Origin of the sequence: Atlantibacter hermannii (assembly GCF_009907385.1) — a bacterium.
Taxonomy (GTDB): domain Bacteria; phylum Pseudomonadota; class Gammaproteobacteria; order Enterobacterales; family Enterobacteriaceae; genus Atlantibacter; species Atlantibacter hermannii_A.
In genome coordinates this window covers 1-15,400 of sequence record NZ_JAAATR010000068.1, presented here as the reverse complement: position 1 = coordinate 15,400, position 15,400 = coordinate 1, and the positions used below count along the sequence as shown (strand labels likewise).

Annotated in this window: 15 protein-coding genes; 2 read left to right on the top strand and 13 right to left on the bottom strand. The window is 57.5% G+C overall.

All coding sequences use genetic code 11. The features are described from left to right. Positions 1 to 5: 5 nt before the first annotated feature. A complete protein-coding gene (locus GV764_RS16755; RefSeq protein WP_161661113.1) occupies positions 6 to 1,649 on the bottom strand; it encodes a methyl-accepting chemotaxis protein in 1,644 nt (547 codons plus the stop codon). Between the two features lie 194 nt (positions 1,650 to 1,843). Then, positions 1,844 to 3,583, bottom strand: a complete 1,740-nt coding sequence (gene ggt, locus GV764_RS16750) for a gamma-glutamyltransferase (protein WP_161661112.1) — start codon at positions 3,581 to 3,583, stop codon at positions 1,844 to 1,846. Between the two features lie 122 nt (positions 3,584 to 3,705). On the opposite strand from ggt, the gene GV764_RS16745 reads away from it, so the two are divergent. Further along, a complete protein-coding gene (locus tag GV764_RS16745) occupies positions 3,706 to 4,182 on the top strand; it encodes a DUF2756 family protein (protein WP_161661111.1) in 477 nt (158 codons plus the stop codon). Here the strand turns inward: GV764_RS16745 and ugpQ are convergent. From ugpQ to livK, 11 genes are all read right to left on the bottom strand, one after another. Further along, positions 4,179 to 4,919: a glycerophosphodiester phosphodiesterase gene (ugpQ, locus tag GV764_RS16740; RefSeq protein ID WP_161661110.1), complete on the bottom strand. Its 741-nt coding sequence runs from the start codon at positions 4,917 to 4,919 to the stop codon at positions 4,179 to 4,181. The genes GV764_RS16745 and ugpQ overlap by 4 nt on opposite strands. Continuing rightward, on the bottom strand, positions 4,916 to 5,983 hold the full coding sequence (locus tag GV764_RS16735; RefSeq protein WP_161661109.1) for a sn-glycerol-3-phosphate import ATP-binding protein UgpC: 1,068 nt from the start codon (positions 5,981 to 5,983) through the stop codon (positions 4,916 to 4,918). The genes ugpQ and GV764_RS16735 overlap by 4 nt, the downstream gene beginning before the upstream one ends. 1 nt (position 5,984) lies before the next feature. Next, on the bottom strand, positions 5,985 to 6,830 hold the full coding sequence (gene ugpE / locus GV764_RS16730; RefSeq protein ID WP_161661108.1) for a sn-glycerol-3-phosphate ABC transporter permease UgpE: 846 nt from the start codon (positions 6,828 to 6,830) through the stop codon (positions 5,985 to 5,987). Further along, on the bottom strand, positions 6,827 to 7,714 hold the full coding sequence (ugpA, locus tag GV764_RS16725) for a sn-glycerol-3-phosphate ABC transporter permease UgpA (RefSeq protein WP_161661107.1): 888 nt from the start codon (positions 7,712 to 7,714) through the stop codon (positions 6,827 to 6,829). Before ugpA ends, ugpE begins: the two co-directional genes overlap by 4 nt. A 60-nt stretch (positions 7,715 to 7,774) precedes the next feature. Beyond that, positions 7,775 to 9,088: a sn-glycerol-3-phosphate ABC transporter substrate-binding protein UgpB gene (ugpB, locus tag GV764_RS16720; protein WP_161661106.1), complete on the bottom strand. Its 1,314-nt coding sequence runs from the start codon at positions 9,086 to 9,088 to the stop codon at positions 7,775 to 7,777. 197 nt (positions 9,089 to 9,285) lie between these two features. Further along, positions 9,286 to 9,585: a hypothetical protein gene (locus tag GV764_RS16715; protein WP_161661105.1), complete on the bottom strand. Its 300-nt coding sequence runs from the start codon at positions 9,583 to 9,585 to the stop codon at positions 9,286 to 9,288. A gap of 116 nt (positions 9,586 to 9,701) precedes the next feature. Beyond that, the gene (gene livF / locus GV764_RS16710) at positions 9,702 to 10,415 is read right to left on the bottom strand and encodes a high-affinity branched-chain amino acid ABC transporter ATP-binding protein LivF (protein ID WP_161661104.1); all 714 of its coding nucleotides are present in this window, start codon (positions 10,413 to 10,415) and stop codon (positions 9,702 to 9,704) included. 1 nt (position 10,416) lies between these two features. After that, positions 10,417 to 11,184, bottom strand: a complete 768-nt coding sequence (livG, locus tag GV764_RS16705) for a high-affinity branched-chain amino acid ABC transporter ATP-binding protein LivG (protein ID WP_161661103.1) — start codon at positions 11,182 to 11,184, stop codon at positions 10,417 to 10,419. Beyond that, positions 11,181 to 12,458 (bottom strand): high-affinity branched-chain amino acid ABC transporter permease LivM, encoded by a 1,278-nt coding sequence (locus GV764_RS16700; RefSeq protein ID WP_161661102.1) that lies wholly within the window; start codon positions 12,456 to 12,458, stop codon positions 11,181 to 11,183. The genes livG and GV764_RS16700 overlap by 4 nt, the downstream gene beginning before the upstream one ends. Then, entirely contained in the window at positions 12,455 to 13,381 is a 927-nt protein-coding gene (gene livH, locus GV764_RS16695; RefSeq protein WP_161661101.1) for a high-affinity branched-chain amino acid ABC transporter permease LivH, read from the bottom strand. The genes GV764_RS16700 and livH overlap by 4 nt, the downstream gene beginning before the upstream one ends. 48 nt (positions 13,382 to 13,429) lie before the next feature. After that, positions 13,430 to 14,545 carry a high-affinity branched-chain amino acid ABC transporter substrate-binding protein LivK gene (gene livK, locus GV764_RS16690; RefSeq protein WP_161661100.1) on the bottom strand — a complete coding sequence of 372 codons (1,116 nt, stop codon included), beginning with the start codon at positions 14,543 to 14,545 and terminating at the stop codon, positions 13,430 to 13,432. A 418-nt stretch (positions 14,546 to 14,963) separates the two neighbouring features. On the opposite strand from livK, the gene panM reads away from it, so the two are divergent. Continuing rightward, positions 14,964 to 15,347 (top strand): aspartate 1-decarboxylase autocleavage activator PanM, encoded by a 384-nt coding sequence (gene panM, locus GV764_RS16685; protein ID WP_161661099.1) that lies wholly within the window; start codon positions 14,964 to 14,966, stop codon positions 15,345 to 15,347. Positions 15,348 to 15,400 lie beyond the last annotated feature (53 nt).

Here is a 15,400-nt window from a genome sequence, read left to right as displayed (position 1 = left end):
GCGGGTTAAAACGTTACCCACTCTTCTTGCGCCGCTGTCTGGCGCGGCGCCGGTCGGGAGGACGGTTTATCCTCAACAGCGGCGAGCGTGCGCTCTACCAGACGGAAATGCTCAACGGACTGCTGCAATTCCGCCGTCTGGCGCTCCAGGCTGGCGGCGGCGGCAGAAACCTGCTCCACCAGCGCCGCGTTGTGCTGCGTCACGCTATCCATCTGGGTGATGGCCACGCCAACCTGGGCAATACCTTTACTCTGTTCGTCAGTCGCTGAAGCAATCTGCTCCATAATCGCCGTGACCTGCGCCACCGCATCGACGATTTCCGCCATGGTGGTCCCCGCCTGGTTCACCAGCTCCGCGCCCTTCTCGACCCGGTTAACAGAATCGGCAATCAGCGTTTCAATCTCTTTCGCCGCCTGCCCGCTGCGGCTGGCCAGGTTGCGTACTTCACTCGCCACCACCGCAAACCCGCGCCCCTGCTCGCCCGCACGCGCGGCTTCCACCGCGGCGTTAAGCGCCAGAATGTTGGTCTGGAAAGCGATGCTGTTAATGACCGTGGTGATATCGGCAATTTTCTTCGAACTGCCGGAAATACCGGTCATGGTGGTTACCACATCGCCCACCAGCTTCCCGCCTTTACTGGCGGTCGCCGAGGCCTTTTGCGCCAGTTGGCTGGCTTCGTGCGCGTTATCGGCGTTGTGCTGCACGGTGGCGGTCAGTTGCTCCATGCTGGCGGCGGTTTCCACAAGCGCCGACGCCTGCTCTTCGGTACGGGTTGAGAGATCCTGATTGCCGGCGGAGATATCCCGCGCGCCGTGCCAGATATGCTCGCTGCCCTGGCGGATGGCGCTCACCGCATCGCGCAGGCTGTCCTGCATTGCCGTCAGCAGCGGCACCAGTTTACCCACGCAGTTGCGGCTGGCCCTGACCGGCACCGGCTGGCTGAGATCGCCGTTAGCGATAAGCTGGAAGTGATCGCGGATCCGGTTAAGCGGACGCACCAACATGGTCACCAGGTAGCGGTCGGCCAGGATCAGCATCAGCACGCCCAACGCCACGCTGGCGATGATAATCGTGCGGGTCAGCGAGGTCTGGTTATCCACCGTTACGCGGGTTTCATCCAGCATCCGGCCCGCATTGGCGTTAAACTCCTCGGCGCTGGCACCAAACGCCCGGCTGAGCGCAGGGGTGATGTTGTTGGCGTGGGCGCGAAACGCATCCAGATCGCCCTGCTGGGCCAGCTGGAACTGGCGGGTAACGCCCTCGTCGAGCAGCTTCTGCCAGCTGGCGATGACGTTATCTGAGGTGGCCTGATCCATTGGCCCCGGCGACAGTTCTTTAAACTGCGCCAGCTCCTGCGCCATATTCTCCAGCGCTTTCTGTACCGGTTTCATCACCGTTGGGTCAGGCTGCATGCCCGGTTTGGTTCCGTCCATCACGCGCGACAGCCGCGTAACGAAACGAAAATACTGATCGTTGCCTTTACTGAGCACGGTCATCTGGCGCACCAGATGCCGATCCACATCATTTCCCTGGCTCATCTGGTTCAGCGAAAACACGCTAAACAGCCCGGCACCGCTCCACAACAAGCACAGCAGCCCCAGGATGGCGACCATGACGGAACGAATGGTGAAATGTTGAAGTAAACCCATAACTATTTCCTTTGTATACAACGTGGATTTTCCACCAGATACAGCAGTTATCGGCAGGATGAACAAAAGGTATACAAGCGAGGCGGGGAAATTCGTATTTAAATCGTAAAAAAGGAGTAAGCCTTATACCCATTAATTATAAGGAAAAGTGAGGACTGGACGGCATTTCGCCGTCCAGCCTGTTTTTTGACGGATTAATAACCCGCCGTCAAATCATCCACCGAACGCGGATCGGAAGCGCCATACAGCGCGCCATCCGGCCCGACGACAATACTCTGGGTACTGCCCATCGCCTCTTTCACCGCCACGTTCTGGCCTTTCTCTTTCAGCAACTTCAGCGTGTCGGGGCTAAAACCCTTTTCAACCCACAGCTCGTCAGGCAGCCACTGATGATGAAAGCGCGGGGCGTTGGTGGCTTCGGCAATATTCATGCCGAAATCAATGCTGTTCACCACCATCTGCAATACGGTAGTAATAATCCGGCTGCCGCCAGGGCTGCCGGTAACCAGCCAGGTTTTGCCATCTTTTACTACGATAGTGGGCGACATTGACGACAGCGGGCGTTTATTCGGCCCTACCGCGTTCGCTTCACCGCCAACCAGGCCGTAAACGTTAGGGACGCCTGGTTTCGCCGAGAAGTCGTCCATTTCATTATTCAGCAGGATCCCGGTATTGCCAGCCACAATGCCGCTGCCAAAAGTGGTGTTCAGGGTATAGGTGACCGCCACCGCGTTGCCGTCTTTATCCACCACCGAGAAGTGGGTGGTTTGATTACTCTCATAAGGCGCGAGGTTACCGGGTTTGATCTCTTTTGACGGGCGCGCCTTCGCCAGATCGATCTGATCCGCCAGGGTTTTGGCATAGGCTTTATCGGTCAGCGCCTGCCAGGGCACTTTCACAAAATCCGGGTCGCCCAGGTATTCCGAACGGTCGGCATAGGCGAATTTCTCCGCTTCGGCCATGATTTGCATCGTATCGGCGCTGCCGAAGCCATATTTCTTCAAATCGAAGTTTTCCAGGATATTGAGGATTTGCACGATGTGGATCCCGCCGGAGGACGGCGGCGGCATCGAGAATACCTGATATCCACGGTAATCACCGCTGATTGGCGTTCGCTCCACTGCTTTGTAATTCGCTAAATCCTCCTTGCTAATCAGCCCGCCGTTTTTTGCCATCTCATCGGCAATCTGATCGGCAATCGCGCCTTTATAAAACGCATCCGGCCCGGTTTCGGCAATCATCTCCAGCGATTTGGCGAGATTGGTCTGCACCAGCTTGTCGCCTTTTTGCAGCGGATTACCGTCGGTTTTCCAGAAGATAGCTTTACTGTTGGGATGATTGGGCAGCGTTTCGCTGCCGTAGGTTTTGAGATCGTCTGCCAGCGCATCGTTGACCACGAAGCCGTCACGCGCCAGCAGGATCGCTGGCTGCACCACCTGGTTTAGCGGCATGGTGCCGTATTTTTGCAGCGCCAGCGCAAAGCCCGCCACGGTGCCCGGCGTACCGGTCGCGAGGTGCGATGTCAGGGACTTTTTACTGTCGGCGTTACCCGCAGCATCGAGGAACATATCTTTGGTGGCTTTTTGCGGGGCCATTTCACGGAAATCAATGGCAGTGGTGTTGCCGTCTTTGGTGCGCAGCATCATAAACCCGCCGCCGCCGAGGTTACCGGCCTGCGGGTGGGTCACCGCCAGGGCGAACCCGACCGCCACGGCGGCATCCACCGCGTTGCCGCCTTTTTTCAGGATCTCAACGCCCACGTTAGTGGCGGTGGCGTCCACCGAGGCGACCATCCCCTGCCGGGCGCGAACGGGATGGAACACATCCTCTTCCACGCCATAGGAGACGGGTGCGGCCGTGGGGGGCGGTGCGGCAAACGCCGACAGACACAGACCCATGAGTAATGCAGGCAGGGCTTTCCACATCATCTTCATTGTTGTTCTCCGGGTTTCACGGGGCTCGTCCCCCGCTTAAGCCTGGTTCACAACTCTTAAAAAATCATCGTACTGCCGGAAAGCGAGTAAACTTAGAAGATCCCTCACAAGGAGGAATGATGATGAAAAAACTGTTAATTCTGGCGGCGCTTCTGTCGCCCTGTAGCTTTGCACAGCCGATTAATGTGTTGAATAACCCGAATCAGCCGGGATTCGTCAATCCAAGCGAGCAGCGGATGCAAACCCAGATGCAGAGCCAGCAAATCCAGCAGAAAGGGATGCTGAATCAGCAATTGCAGACCCAAACCCGGGTTCAGCAGCAGCATCTGGAATCGCAGATCAACACCAATACGCAACGCATCAGAGAATCCGCGCCGGGCGAGCTGAATCCGCAAACCCAGCAGATGCTGCCCAATACCAGCGGCAGCATGCTGAATAACGGCTCATCCAGTCAGGACCGGATGCTGAATAATCAGCAGCATATGTTACCCGGTAAAACCAACGGCGATATGCTGCGGCCCAATAACGGCACCCTGAGTAACCAGGGCGTCACCACCATGCCGCAGCCGAATATCCCGCTGAAAACCCTTGGTCCTTAAGCGTTAAAATGCGGGCCGATCTCGTCGATGCGATCGGTGCAAATGCTATCAACCCCCCAGCGCAACAGCGTGGCGGCGCGCTGGGGATGGTTGACGGTGTAGACCAGGATTTTCAGCCCCGCCGCCTTCAGCGCCGCGATCCGCGCCTCATCCAGCAGTTTATGATTCAGGTGAATCGACACGCATTCAAGGCGCGACGTCAATTCACGCCAGTCGCTGCGCCATTCATCCAGCAATAATCCACGCGGCAATTCCGGCGCAGCCTGCTGCGCCGCTTCCAGCGCGGTTACGGAAAATGACGACAGCAGCGGCGGCGTCATGCCCTGCCATAAATCACGTGCCGCCAGCGCCACCACTTTACCGGTTTGCGCGTCCACGCCGGTGGTCGGTTTGATCTCGATATTTGCCATCATGCCGTGCTTGCGACAGCGCGCAGCCACATCTTTCAGTAGCGGCAGCGATTCGCCTTTGAACTCGCCGCTGTACCAGCTACCCGCATCCACTTTTAACAGGTCATCCCAGTCGAGATGGCCCGCGATCCCCCATCCGTTGCTGGTACGCTCAAGCGTATCGTCATGCAGCAAAAAGATCTGCCCGTCTCTGGACAGCTTGACGTCAAACTCGATCATGGTGTGCCCATAACGCGCCCCCACATCGATAGCCGCCAGGGTATTTTCGGGAGCCAGCTTGCCGCCGCCCCGGTGGGCGACAATCGCAGGGTAAGGCCAGTTATTCATAGACGTATTCCTGTTTCACCATCGAAAAAGTGCAGATGCTCCGGCGGCAGATGCAGCCAGAGCGTCGAGCCCGGCACAGGCCGGTGCTGATGCGCAAGACGCACAATCACTTTTTGCTCGCCGAACCGCCCGTGCGCCAGGTTGTCCGCCCCCAGCATCTCCAGGGTTTGCACATTGAGCGGCACGCCGCCTGCGGCCTGTGAGCTTAGCGCAATATGTTCGGGGCGGATACCCAACGTTATCACGCGCCCGGCCAGCGTCAGATGACGCGCCCCCAGCGGCAAACTGAAGCCGTCAGCATCAAAATGGGTACCCAGCGCGTTAATCCTCCCCTCCAGCAAATTCATGGCGGGCGAGCCGATAAAACTCGCCACAAAGCGCGACGCGGGGCGCTCATAAACCTCAACCGGCGTCCCGATCTGCTCGGCGACGCCTTTGTTCATCACCATCACCCGCTGGGCCAGCGTCATCGCTTCCACCTGGTCGTGGGTGACGTAAAGGCTGGTGGTTTTCAGGCGACGGTGCAGCTGTTGCAGTTCAAGGCGCATCTGCACCCGCAGTTTGGCGTCGAGGTTGGAGAGCGGCTCGTCAAACAGGAACACCGCCGGATCGCGCACGATAGCGCGGCCCATCGCCACGCGCTGGCGCTGCCCGCCAGAGAGTTCGCGCGGGCGGCGTTTCAGTAAACCATCCAGTTCAAGGATACGCGCCGCTTCATTGACCCGCGCCTCAATGTGCCCTTTACCCATGCCGCGAATTTTCAATCCCCAGGCCATGTTCTCTTCGACGTTCATGTGCGGATACAGCGCGTAGTTCTGGAATACCATGGCGATGCCGCGCGCCTTCGGCTCCAGTTCGGTGACGCGTTGCTGATCGATCCAGATATCACCGCTGGTGACGCGCTCCAGCCCGGCAACCATGCGCAGCAGCGTGGATTTCCCGCAACCCGACGGGCCGACCATCACGATAAATTCGCCGTCCGCCACGTCCACGGTCAGCGGCTTAATCACCTGGGTTTTGCCGTCCCAGCTTTTGGTTACTGCCTGTAGTTTTAACCCTGCCATGTTATTTCTCACTGTCCACTAAGCCACGCACAAACGCACGCTGCATCACTAATACAATCACCACCGGCGGGATCAGCGTCAGCAGCATCGCCGCCATGACCTGGTTCCACTGGGTGCTGCCTTCGCCGGTTGAAATCATCCCTTTAATCCCCGCCACGGCGGTGCCCAGATTGACGTCGCTGACGATCAGCAGCGGCCACAGATACTGGTTCCAGCCGTAGATAAAGGTGATGACAAACAGCGCTGCCAGATTGGTGCGGGAAAGCGGCAGCACGATGTCGCGGAAAAAGCGCATCGGCGATGCGCCGTCAATGCGCGCCGCTTCGATCAGCTCATCAGGCAACGTCATAAAGAACTGGCGGAACAGAAAAGTGGCGGTGGCGGACGCCATCAGCGGCAGCGTCAGGCCGGTATAGCTGTCGAGCAGCTTCAGGTTGGCGATCACCTCTACCGTCGGGAAAATACGCACTTCCACCGGCAGCATCAGGGTGATGAAAATCATCCAGAAGCAGAGATTACGCAGCGGGAAGCGGAACCAGACGATGGCGAACGCCGACAGGATCGACACCGCGATTTTGCCCACCGTGATGGTCAGCGCCATCACCAGGCTGTTAAACAGCATCAGGCCGAACGGCGCGCTGTTGGCCCCCACGCCGTGCTGCCAGATATGGCTGAGGTTTTCCCACAGATGGCCGCCGGGGATCAGCGTCATTGGGGTCTCAAATACCGCGTTGCTGTCCAGGGTGGCGGCCACAAACGCCACGTACATCGGGAACAGGATCACGGCGATACCGAGAATTAGCATGCAATGGCTGAAGATATCCAGCCCGCGACGGTGTTCAATCATTGGTATCGCACCCTTTTTTCAACGTAGCGGAACTGCACCACAGTCAGCACGATCACCAGCGCCATCAGCACCACCGACTGCGCCGCCGAGGCCGACAGATCCAGCCCGGCAAAGCCTTCCCGGTAGATTTTGTAGATAAGCGTGGTGGTGGCCTGCACGGGCCCGCCTGCGGTGGCGGCGTCGATCACCGGGAAGGTGTCGAAGAAGGCATAAACCAGATTCACCACCAGCAGGAAGAAGCTCACCGGGGCAATCAGCGGCAGCGACAGTTTAAAGAACCGGCGCACCGGCCCGGCGCCGTCAATGGCCGCCGCTTCCACCAGCGAACGGGGGATCGACTGCAACGCGGCGAAGAAAAACAGGAAGTTATAGCTGATCTGCTTCCACACCGAGGCGAACACCACCAGGAACATCGCCTGCCCGCTGTTCTGGGCGTGATTCCACTGATAGCCCATCAGCTCCAGCCAGTGGGTGATCAGCCCGCGTCCGGGGTTAAACAGGAAAATCCACAGCACGGCGGCAATCGCGGGGGCGACGGCGTAGGGCAGCAGCATCAGGGTCTGGTACAGGCGGCTGGCGCGCACCACATAATCCACCAGCGCGGCGAAAAACAGCGAGCTGATCAGGCCGAAAAACGTCACCATGGCGCTGAACGTGATGGTGGTCCAGAACGCGTCCAGGTAGTAGCTGTCGTTCAGCAACTGGCGGAAGTTATCCAGCCCGACAAACTCGCTGGATAAGCCAAAGGGATCGACGCTTTGCACCGAGTACCAGAGCGCTTCCCCGGCGGGCCAGATAAAAAATACGACCGTGATAACAAGTTGGGGCAATAACAGCAGATACGGCAACCAGCCGGACTGGAATACCGGGCGTGATGAGGACATAGCGTTACTCAATAAAAAACCCCTCACCCGGCGCGCGGCCAGCGTGAGGGGCGAGACTTATCAGGATTTGGTGGATTGTTCGAAGCGGCGCAACAGCTGGTTGCCACGCTCAACGGCGGCGTCCAGCGCCTGCTGAGGCGTTTTCTTGTTGGTCCAGACGCTTTCCAGCTCTTCGTCAACCACGGTGCGGATTTGCGGCATGTTGCCCAGACGCAGCCCTTTGGTGTAATCCAGTGGCGGCTTGTTCAGCATCTGCCGGGTGGCGATATCCGCGCCGGGGTTTTTATCGTAAAAGCCCTGCTCGCGGGTCAGGTCATAGGCCGCTTTGGTGATCGGCAGATAACCCGTTTTCTGATGCCATTCGGCGGCGTTTTCCGGCTTCGCCAGGAAGTCGAGGAACTCGGCGACGCCTTTATAGGTTTCTTTGTCTTTGCCCTGCATCACCCACAGGCTGGCGCCGCCGATGATGGCGTTTTGCGGCGCGCCTTTGGCATCGGCATCGTATGGCATCATCCCCACACCGTAGTTGAATTTGGCGTAGTGGCGGATGTCTGCCAGCGAACCGGAAGAGGCGGTAGTAATGGCGCAGTCGCCGTTGTAGAACTTCTCGGTGGATTCATCCTTGCGGCCAAAATAGGTGAAATCCCCTTTCTTGTTCAGCGCTTGCAGCATGGCGATATGCTTCACCTGCTCCGGCTTATTGAATTCCAGCACCGCATTAGTGCCGTTAAAGCCGTTGTTCTCAGTGGCGACCGGCAGGCCGTGCCAGGCGCTGAAGTTTTCAATCTGGATCCAACCCTGCCAGCCGCTGGCGTAGCCGCACTTCATCCCGGCGGCTTTCAGCTTCGCGGTGTAGTCCGCCAGCTCCTGCCAGGTTTTCGGCGGCTGCTCCGGGTCTAAACCGGCTTTTTTGAAGGCGTCTTTGTTGTAGTACAGCACCGGGGTGGAGCTGTTAAACGGCTGCGACAACAGGTGGCCGCTTTTCGCGTCGGTGTAGTAGCCGGAAACCGTCGGCACAAACTGGGATTCGTCAAACGTGATGCCCGCATCGCTGAACACTTCGTACACCGGCTTGATGGCTTTCGACGCCATCATGGTCGCGGTGCCTACTTCATACACCTGCAAAATCGCCGGGGCATTCCCGGTGCGGAACGCCGCAATCCCGGCCGCCAGGCTCTGCTCGTAGTTGCCTTTATACACTGGAGTAATCTGGTAATCCGGGTGGGTCTGGTTGAAGCGTTGCGCTAAAGATTCCACTTCTTTACCCAGTTCGCCTTCCATGGAATGCCAGAACGGGATAGTGGTAGCAGCGAAAGACTGACTGGCCAACGCCATCCCAATCGCCAGAGCTGAAGCTGTACGTAACGATGTCATGCGGTTATCTCTCTTGTTGTGCCGGATGCGCGAAACTACGCGTTTTATGCTCGCGAGGTAACATGACATGCGCGAATGACAGAAAAATAACCTTTTGATTACAATAAAATGACACCCAGGCACACGAAAGATGTCTGCCGGATGATGAAAAAATGACGGAAAAGGGCTGAAAGCCGCCGTCCGTCCACATCCTCAGGTCAACGAGGCTTCACCCGACGCCATTCTCCTTCCTCACGCACCTTAACGTTGCGATTGAGATCGCGACGCTGCGCTTCCCGTTCGGCATCCGACAGCGAGTCCTGGGCATAAGGACAAACGGAGGCCTGAAACGTGCGACACTGCTCTTCACGTTCCTGTGTACTTACAGAGGCGGGCTTTTCCTGCCAGATCGCCGGATTGCGCAGATCGGGCTTTGAGGGGGTAATGGGATCGGCGATCGCCGAAGAAGCAGTAAACAACAGTGAAGTGATCAACATCATTATCTTTGCCAGTTTCATCACGCTTTCCTTGTTAATGCGGCAATAAGGGGTTCACGCGGCCCGGACAACAACAAAACAGGATAAAAAAGGAGCCAACCGGCTCCTTTTCAGATTAACCATCGGCACCGGACAGGTTAACCACCCAAATAGGCGCTCCGCACCGCTTCGTTCGCCAGCAGCGCGTCGCCGGTATCTTCCAGCACCACGTGGCCGTTTTCCAGCACATAGCCGCGATCGGCGAGTTTCAGCGCCTGGTTGGCGTTCTGCTCTACCAGGAAGATGGTCATTCCCTCTTCGCGCAGCTGTTCGATGGTATCGAAAATCTGCTGAATGATGATCGGCGCGAGTCCCAGCGACGGCTCATCCAGTAACAGCAAACGCGGCTGGCTCATCAGAGCGCGGCCAATCGCCAGCATCTGCTGTTCGCCGCCGGACATGGTGCCCGCGCGCTGGATGCGGCGCTCGTGCAGGCGTGGAAACAGCTGGTACACCCGCTCGATGCGTTCGTGATACTGCTGGCGATCGGCAAAGAAGCCGCCCATCGCCAGGTTCTCTTCCACCGTCATCCGGGAGAACACGCGGCGCCCTTCCGGCACAATCGCCACCGCTTCACGCATGATTTTCGCGGTATGCCAGTCGGTAATATCTTTGCCGTCGAACACGATACGGCCGCTGGTAGCGCGCGGATCGCCGCACAGCGTGCCGAGCAGCGTGGTTTTACCCGCGCCGTTGGCCCCAATCAGGGTGACGATTTCCCCCTGCTTAATCTGCAAACTGACGTCGTGCAGCGCCTGGATTTTGCCGTAATGGGCGCTGACTTTGTCAAAAGACAACATGACTTTTTCCATCTTATGCCTCGCCCAGGTATGCGCGAATTACATCAGGGTTATTTCGGATCTGCTCCGGCGTGCCGTTAGCCAGCGGCGTTCCCTGGTTTACCACGTAAATGCGATCGGAAATCCCCATCACCAGTTTCATATCATGCTCAATCAGCAGGATGGTGGTGTTGTGGTGGTCGCGTAGCTCGACGATCAGTTCATCCAGCTCTTTGGTCTCTTTCGGGTTGAGGCCCGCCGCCGGTTCATCCAGCATCAAAATTTCCGGCTGGGTCACCATGCAGCGCACAATCTCCAGACGGCGCTGGTCGCCGTAGGCCAGGTTGCTGGCCTGGCGGTTGGCGTGCGCCAGCAGCCCGATGCGGTCGAGCCAGGTGGCGGCGCGATCCAGCGCTTCGCTCTGGGTACGGCGAAACGCCGGGGTTTTCAGCAGGCCGGAAAACAGACCGGTTTTTAACTGCTGATGCTGTGCCACCAGCAGGTTTTCAATCACCGTCATTTCGCGGAACAGACGCACGTGCTGGAAGGTACGCACCACGCCCATGCGCGCGATTTGCTGGCCCGGCAGGCCCTCCAGATGCTTGTCGCGCAGTTTGATGGTGCCGCCGGTCGGTTTATAAAAACCGGTGAGGCAGTTGAATACCGTGGTTTTACCCGCGCCGTTCGGGCCGATTAACGACACGATTTCGTGTTCGCGCAGCTCCAGGGAGACATTGTTGACCGCCAGCAGGCCGCCAAAACGCATCATCAGGCCTTCAACGCTTAAAATTGGCTGACTCATGCTTTCTCTCCTTCAGCGTGCCCATTCTTCAACTTCAACTGCGGACGCGTCATCGGCAACAGCCCCTGCGGACGCCAGATCATCATCAGCACCATCAGGCCGCCCAGCATCAGCATGCTGTACTCGTTGAAATCACGCATCAGCTCGCGCGACACCACCAGCAGGATAGCCGCCAGGATAACCGCGAACTGCGAGCCCATCCCGCCCAGCACCACGATCGCCAGCACAAACGCCGATTCGGCGAAGGTGAAGGATTCCGGGCTGACAAAGCCCTGGCGCGCGGCGAACAGCGTCCCGGCGAAACCGGCAAACGCGGCGCTGATGGTAAACGCGGTCAGCTTGATGCGCGTCGGGTTGAGGCCCAGGGAACGGCAGGCGATCTCATCTTCACGCAGCGCTTCCCAGGCGCGGCCCAGCGGCATACGCAGCAGGCGATTAATCACAAACAGGGTGATCACCACCAGCAGCAGCGCCACCAGATAGAGGAAAATAATGCGATCGCTGGGATCGTACTTCATACCGAAGAAGTTGCTGAAGGTATCCCAGCCCCCTTCGCGCGGCGTGCGGCTAAACTCCAGGCCGAACAGCGTTGGTTTGGGGATCTGGCTGATGCCGTTCGGCCCGCCGGTCACTTCAGTGTTGTTGAGCAGCAAAATACGGACGATTTCGCCGAAGCCTAAGGTGACAATCGCCAGATAGTCGCCGCGCAAACGCAGCACCGGGAAGCCCAGCAGGAAGCCTGCCGCCGCAGCCACCAGGCCCGCCAGCGGGAGACAGGTCCAGAAGCCGAGACCGTAATAGTGGTTCAGCAGCGCAAAAGTGTACGCGCCGATGGCGTAGAAGCCGCCGTAACCCAGCACCAGCAGGCCAGACAGCCCCACAACCACGTTCAGGCCCAGCCCGAGGATTACGTAAATCATGGTCAGAGTCGCGATATCCACCGTGCCGCGCGACACCATAAACGGCCAGGCTACCGCCAGTACCAGCAGCGCCACCAGGAACAGTTTCTGCTTCGGCGTGGAACCATCAATCGCGGGCAGAATAAACTTCGGCCCGGTAACTTTTTTGAAGCTTTTCTGGAAGAAGGGACGCAGCAGCTGGAACAGAAACACCACTGCCGTACCCACTGCGATCCACTCCCAGCGGATCGCGGAGGCGGTGTCCACCACCAGTCTGGTGCCGGACAGGCTTAACTGAACGCCCATCATCACGCCGGCCAACACGAAGAACATCACGGCAGAGAGCAGCGCCATGGCAAAATGCATCGGTTTCATACTTTCTCTACCTCCGGACGGCCCAGAATACCGGTAGGCATGACCAGCAACACGCCAATCAACAGGGCGAAAGAGACCACATCTTTGTATTCGGTACTCAGATAGGCAGAGGTCAGCGCTTCGGTCAGGCCGAGGATCAGGCCGCCGATCATCGCGCCAGGAATGCTGCCGATTCCGCCCAATACTGCGGCGGTAAAGGCTTTCATCCCCGCCATAAAGCCGATGTACGGGTTAATGACGCCGTAGAACTGGCCCAACAGCACCCCCGCTACCGCCGCCATCGCTGCGCCGATCACAAAAGTCAGCGAGATGACGCGGTCGGTATTAATGCCGAGCAGGCTGGCCATTTTCAGGTCTTCCGCACAGGCGCGGCAGGCGCGGCCCATACGGGAGTAACGGATGAAAAGGGTCAGCGCCAGCATCGCCAGGAAGGTGACGATCCAGATAACAAGCTGCATGGTGGTGATGGTGGCAGAGAAGTTTTCACTGCTGCCCACCAGCCACTGGCCGTTAAACAGGCTCGGCAGCGCCACATCGCGTGAGCCCTGGGTCAGGCTGACGTAGTTTTGCAGGAAAATGGACATCCCGATGGCGGAAATCAGCGCGATCAGGCGCTTGGAGCTACGCACCGGTCGGTAGGCGACCCGCTCGATGCTCCAGCCGTAGGCGCTGGCGATGACAATCGCCCCGATAAAGGCCGCGCCCACCAGCAGCCAGCTGGCGTCGATACCCATCATCATTAGCGCCGCCACGATCATAAAGGAGACGTAACTGCCGATCATGTATACCTCGCCGTGGGCGAAGTTAATCATGCCGATAATGCCGTACACCATGGTGTAGCCGATGGCGATCAGCGCGTAGGTACTCCCCAGCGTGACGCCATTAAACATTTGCTGCAAAAAATAGAGGAACTGCTCGGACATAACGTAACCTTTTATCACTCGTTCAGGTCAGCGATCCACGGTGCGCGTTTATTTCGCCGCCACGTTGGTCGACGACCCGTCGGCATGCCACTGGAATACACCAAATTCAAATCCCTTCAGATCGCCTTTTTCATCCCAGTTCAGCGGCCCTATCACGGTATCAGCCCCGTGCTGTTTCAAATCCTTAATTAAATCAGCCGGTTCTTTTGAACCGCTTCTGTCCATCGCCGTCGCCAGTGACTGTACGGCGGCATAGGTGATCCACACATACGGGCCGCTGGCATCTTTTTTATCGGCTTTGAGGGCATCCACGATAGCCTTGTTGGAGGCTTCCTGGTCATAGCGTTTCGGCATGGTCACTAACATGCCCTCGCCCGCATCGCCCGCAATATTGGAAAGCGACGCGTTACCCACGCCTTCCGGGCCCATAAACTGGGTTTTAAGGCCGGTAGCGCGCGCCTGGCGCAGCATCTGGCCCATTTCCGGGTAGTAACCGCCGTAATACACGAAATCGATATTTTCTTTTTGCAGACGCGCCAGCAGCGCGGAGAAATCTTTCTCGCCCGCGGTGATGCCGTCAAAGAACACCACGTTGGCGCCGCCTTTTTTCAGGCCGTCCTGGACGGAACGCGCCAGGCCTTCGCCGTATTGCTGTTTGTCATGGATGATGGCGATGCGCTGCGGCTTCACGGTTTCCAGAATGTACTTCGCCGCCGTTGGGCCCTGTGCGGAATCCAGCCCGGCGGTACGCATGATCATCTGATAGCCGCGCTGGGTCAGTTCCGGATTAGTCGCGCCCGGGGTGATCATCAGAATGCCTTCGTCTTCGTAAATATCAGAAGCCGGCTGGGTCGATGATGAACACAGGTGGCCGATCACGTATTTAATGCCGTCGTTAACAATTTTGTTGGCTACCGCGACCGCCTGTTTTGGATCGCAGGCGTCGTCATACTCCACGCCCACCAGGGTATCGCCTTTGATCCCGCCTTTAGCGTTAATGTCTTTAATCGCCTGGCGCGCGCCGTTAAATTCCATATCGCCCCACTGGGCGACCGGGCCGGACATCGCCCCCACGACCGCGACCTTAATCTCCTGCGCTGCTGCCGTGTGAGTCAGTGCCAGCGCAACCATCCCTGCGAGTATTGTTTTCGCGTTGTATTTCATTCCGTGCATCCCCATTCATGCCAGTTGTAAATTTCTGGTTTTATTATGGTTAAAAAATGTTCTGCTGTTTTTGTAAACAACACTATTTTTACCTGTCTCTTTAATGAGTTAGCGCTAAATTTCGCTACTCAACAGGCTAAAACGTCTATATATCATGGCATTAAGCAAAGATAATATTCTGGATTCAGCCAGAGTTAAACAAAAAAAAGCAGAGATTTCAGCATAAAATATTGGTGCAATAAGCCGAACAAATCACTACCTGTCAGAGTAAAAACCTGGTTAAATTTCATTCCCGGAAGATTCGCACTGCTTTTGATACGTGATAAAAACTATTCAACTACTGAATCCGTTAAAAAAGAGCAGGCGTTATGGTCAATAATTTGGATACACTCCGACAAACTGCCTTCGGGATGCCACTATGAAACTCACTATTATTCGTTTGCAGACATTAACGCCGCAGGACCATATCGACCTGGGCAAAATTTGGCCGGAATACTCCAGCGCATCGTTGAAAATTGATGAAGGCCACCGTATTTACGCCGCGCGTTTCAACGAGCGGCTGCTGGGCGCGGTCCGCGTGACGTTAACCGCCGATCAGGGCGCGATGGATTCACTGCGGGTCCGGGAAGTGACGCGCCGACGCGGCGTCGGACACTATCTGATTGAAGAGGTGATCCGCGATAACCCCGCAATCAACCACTGGTGGATTTCCGACGTCGGCGTCGAAGACCGCAACGTAATGAATGCGTTTATGCAGGCGCTGGGGTTTTCGATCGAGGAAGGTGGTTGGGAGAAGCGCTAAAAAAACCCCGGTCGCTGACTATCAGTGACCGGGGTTTTCGAACGCAGTCAACG

Bases quoted from the DNA above. Each gene is read 5' to 3' on its own strand.
- GV764_RS16755 (WP_161661113.1), bottom strand. From the start codon at position 1,649: ATGGGTTTACTTCAACATTTCACCATTCGTTCCGTCATGGTCGCCATC.
- ggt (WP_161661112.1), bottom strand. From the start codon at position 3,583: ATGAAGATGATGTGGAAAGCCCTGCCTGCATTACTCATGGGTCTGTGT.
- GV764_RS16745 (WP_161661111.1), top strand. From the start codon at position 3,706: ATGAAAAAACTGTTAATTCTGGCGGCGCTTCTGTCGCCCTGTAGCTTT.
- ugpQ (WP_161661110.1), bottom strand. From the start codon at position 4,919: ATGAATAACTGGCCTTACCCTGCGATTGTCGCCCACCGGGGCGGCGGC.
- GV764_RS16735 (WP_161661109.1), bottom strand. From the start codon at position 5,983: ATGGCAGGGTTAAAACTACAGGCAGTAACCAAAAGCTGGGACGGCAAA.
- ugpE (WP_161661108.1), bottom strand. From the start codon at position 6,830: ATGATTGAACACCGTCGCGGGCTGGATATCTTCAGCCATTGCATGCTA.
- ugpA (WP_161661107.1), bottom strand. From the start codon at position 7,714: ATGTCCTCATCACGCCCGGTATTCCAGTCCGGCTGGTTGCCGTATCTG.
- ugpB (WP_161661106.1), bottom strand. From the start codon at position 9,088: ATGACATCGTTACGTACAGCTTCAGCTCTGGCGATTGGGATGGCGTTG.
- GV764_RS16715 (WP_161661105.1), bottom strand. From the start codon at position 9,585: ATGAAACTGGCAAAGATAATGATGTTGATCACTTCACTGTTGTTTACT.
- livF (WP_161661104.1), bottom strand. From the start codon at position 10,415: ATGGAAAAAGTCATGTTGTCTTTTGACAAAGTCAGCGCCCATTACGGC.
- livG (WP_161661103.1), bottom strand. From the start codon at position 11,184: ATGAGTCAGCCAATTTTAAGCGTTGAAGGCCTGATGATGCGTTTTGGC.
- GV764_RS16700 (WP_161661102.1), bottom strand. From the start codon at position 12,458: ATGAAACCGATGCATTTTGCCATGGCGCTGCTCTCTGCCGTGATGTTC.
- livH (WP_161661101.1), bottom strand. From the start codon at position 13,381: ATGTCCGAGCAGTTCCTCTATTTTTTGCAGCAAATGTTTAATGGCGTC.
- livK (WP_161661100.1), bottom strand. From the start codon at position 14,545: ATGAAATACAACGCGAAAACAATACTCGCAGGGATGGTTGCGCTGGCA.
- panM (WP_161661099.1), top strand. From the start codon at position 14,964: ATGAAACTCACTATTATTCGTTTGCAGACATTAACGCCGCAGGACCAT.